Origin of the sequence: Massilibacillus massiliensis, assembly GCF_900086705.1 — a bacterium.
Lineage (GTDB): Bacteria > Bacillota > Negativicutes > FLKF01 > FLKF01 > Massilibacillus > Massilibacillus massiliensis.
On sequence record NZ_LT575480.1, the window covers coordinates 1 to 897 of the forward strand.

Here is an 897-nt window from a genome sequence, read left to right on the forward strand (position 1 = left end):
TTCAAGAGACGGATTTACCTGTCTCTCACCCTACAAGCTTAGACATACTATTCCATCAGTATGCTCGAACTTCCTTCTGTGTCACTCCATCACTCAAACAATTATTGGTGGTACTGGAATTTTTGCCAGTTGTCCATCGCCTACGCTCTTTGCCTCGGCTTAGGTCCCGACTTACCCTGAGTCGACGATCGTTGCTCAGGAAACCTTAGGCTTTCGGTGGAACAGATTCTCACTGTTCTTTTCGCTACTCATACCGGCATTCTCACTTCTATACTCTCCAGCACTCCTCACGGTATACCTTCTTCGTGTATAGAACGCTCCCCTACCCAAGATATATTTTTCAATATCTTGACGCGACTTCGGTTCTGTGCTTTAGCCCCGGACATCTTCGGCGCAAAACCTCTCGACCAGTGAGCTATTACGCACTCTTTAAATGGTGGCTGCTTCTGAGCCAACATCCTGGTTGTTTGTGAAGTTTTACATCCTTTGCCACTTAGCACAGCATTGGGGACCTTAGTCGGCGTTCTGGGCTGTTTCCCTCTTGACTACGGATCTTATCATTCGCAGTCTGACTCCCAAGCTATCAGTATAGCCATTCGCAGTTTGACTGGGTTCGGTAAGCTTTACGCCCCCTAGCCCGATCAGAGCTCTACCGTCTATACTTATCACTTGAGGCTAGCCCTAAAGCTATTTCGGGGAGAACCAGCTATCTCCGCGTTCGATTGGCATTTCACCCCTATCCACAACTCATCCCAAAACTTTTCAACGTTCACGGGTTCGGTCCTCCACGCAATTTTACCTGCGCTTCAACCTGGTCATGGATAGATCACTGCGGTTTCGGGTCTACAATATATAACTCTCGCCCTATTAAGACTCGCTTTCGCTTCGGCTCCGTAT

At 48.2% G+C, this 897-nt stretch carries 1 rRNA gene; it reads right to left on the reverse strand.

The features are described from left to right. Nucleotides 1–897, reverse strand: a 23S ribosomal RNA gene (locus BN6559_RS00025); the annotation flags it as partial.